The organism is Rhizobium sp. 05L429 (genome assembly GCF_056397645.1).
This window is the reverse complement of record NZ_JBFTNV010000076.1, coordinates 1-2,126: the sequence shown is the minus strand read 5'-3', so window position 1 is coordinate 2,126 and position 2,126 is coordinate 1. Positions and strand designations below refer to the sequence as shown.

Annotated in this window: 1 protein-coding gene; it reads right to left on the bottom strand. The window is 58.4% G+C overall.

The features are described 5' to 3' along the window. Positions 1-2,126, bottom strand: a 2,126-nt coding sequence (locus AC1DNW_RS35355; protein WP_477855795.1) for a toxin TcdB middle/N-terminal domain-containing protein, incomplete at both ends; no start/stop codon positions are given.

Sequence of the window (2,126 nt, the reverse complement as noted above, 5' to 3'; positions counted from 1 at the left end):
GTGACATTGTGGTAGGCATCGAACACCCGCTCGGTGCGCTGGGTCAGCGCATAGGGATTGTAGAGCGTCGTCTCTGTCGCCGTGTTTTTAACCCAATACGGCTCGGAGCTGACATTGACCTCATAGGTCTCCGAGATCATCTTCTTGGCGTTACCCGCACCATCCCTCCAGACGATCACATCCGGCAGCCCGTAGCTTGCCCGGTCAAGGCGATAGGCGGTATCCACTCTCGGACGTGCCGTCTCGCCTGGCAGCGCCGGTTTGATTGCAGTGACGACGCGGAAGCCGAGGAACTTGCGATCCGTCGTGTCGTAAAATCCACGATCGTAGGAATAGTCGGTGGTTGCCACCACGCCACGGCCGTCATTGACGGTCACCCGGGTTGCCGGATGCATGACGAAGGGCAGGTAGGCTTCGGGAAAACGCGTCGACGGCGTGTAGTCAACCGAAACCGTCCCACCCGTCTCAAGAGTCACTGAACGCAAAAGGTTCGGATTGCCCGAACCCGCATTCGAGATGATCGTCGCCGTCGCCGACGCCACGAAGTCCGGCAAGCCGTCCCCATTGAAATCGCCGGAGAGGGCCGAGCCGCGGAAGGTCGTGCCATACGGCTGCACGGACGTGCCGCTGGAATTGGACCAGATCGCGTAGATGCGCATGTCGCGGAAAGGTGTCGCCGTGTTTTTGACGGCGGAGCTGACGATCTCCATCTTGCCGTCATTGTCCATGTCACGCAGCATGGGCGCGCCGGTGATCGGCAGGCCGGATGCGATCTGCACGAAGCCGGAGCCGACTGAGATATAGATATCACAGTAGTAGTTTACGCCGCTTGTACTGACTCGAATGTAGTCCGTCGCGCCATCGCCATTAAGGTCGCCGTAGACGTACGGTCCTGTTGCCCCCACGCTCTGCCGGCCGTTGCCCTTGAAATCGGCTGCAAAACCAGTTGTTCCAGCCGCGCTGTCGATCCCGTCCCCTTCGGGATCCAACGCCATGAGGGAGACACCCTTGTTGTACCCTGTAGGGATCACGCCACAAAAACTCGTGTAGCTCCCTGAGCAACTCGTCTTGGCGATGCCGCCGGCACTGTTGCTAGCGATAACACCAATTTCACGAATTTTGTCGACTTGGTCGCTGCCGTTGTTGCGACTGTGAGTACGTGTGTAGTCGATGACGTAGGCAGTGTCTTTGCTGACCTTACTTCCGTCGAAGCGACCCGTGAACGAGAGGACTAGCGATGGAATCCCATCCGCGGTCGGACCCCATATATTGACACTCGACGTGCCGGATACGGCACCGGCGGACCCAAAGATTGTCGAGTCCCAATAGAGATATGGCTCATAGGCTCGGATCGCGCTGTTATAGCTGGAGGCCAACCTCAGTCCGAAGATCTCATCGTAGCCATCGGCATTCAGATCGACGACCTGCTTATTGTAGAAGTAGGAGTCCTGATCGGAGACAGGCCTCGGAAACTGATTTTCGAGCCAAGCGTAGCTCAGGTTGAAGTTGTCATAGACCAACTGTCGGATGGTCTTATGGGTGCCGGCGGTCGGGATACCCGAGCCGTCAAGCAAGACATCCTTGCCGTAGCGCTCGACCCTCGTCAGGCGCGAAGTGTTGGACAACTGCGCCTGGTCGTAGCTCATCACATAGGCGGCGAGGTTCTGGCCGGCCGACTGGACGAGCACCGACTTCATGCGGCGTGTGATGTAGTCCGGAAGATAGGCGTTGCCCTTGATGATGTAGTCGGGGCGGACTTCGTAATTGAAGCTGACAACTGTGCTTCCGTACGAAATTGCCGCCACATAGCAAACAGGAAGATTGAAGCAGGTATAGGCGTAGCTGACTGTGTTGCCGTTGGTGTCCGTGACCGAGGCCAGGTGATACTTGCCCAGCAGCTCGAGATTGCCGTCGACGCTACCCGGAGCGGGATTGACCCCGGCAACAGCCGCGACGGAACGGAAGGTCGAGACCGTGCCGTCGCGATCGGTGATCGTCCAGATATTGGCGGCCGAGTCATACTTGATGCGCCTGTAACTCTCGACCTCGGTAACATGCGTTCCACCGGTCGCACATGAGACCGAGGTCGTCGGCGAGCAGGGAATCAGCGGCGAGCAGGGAATCAG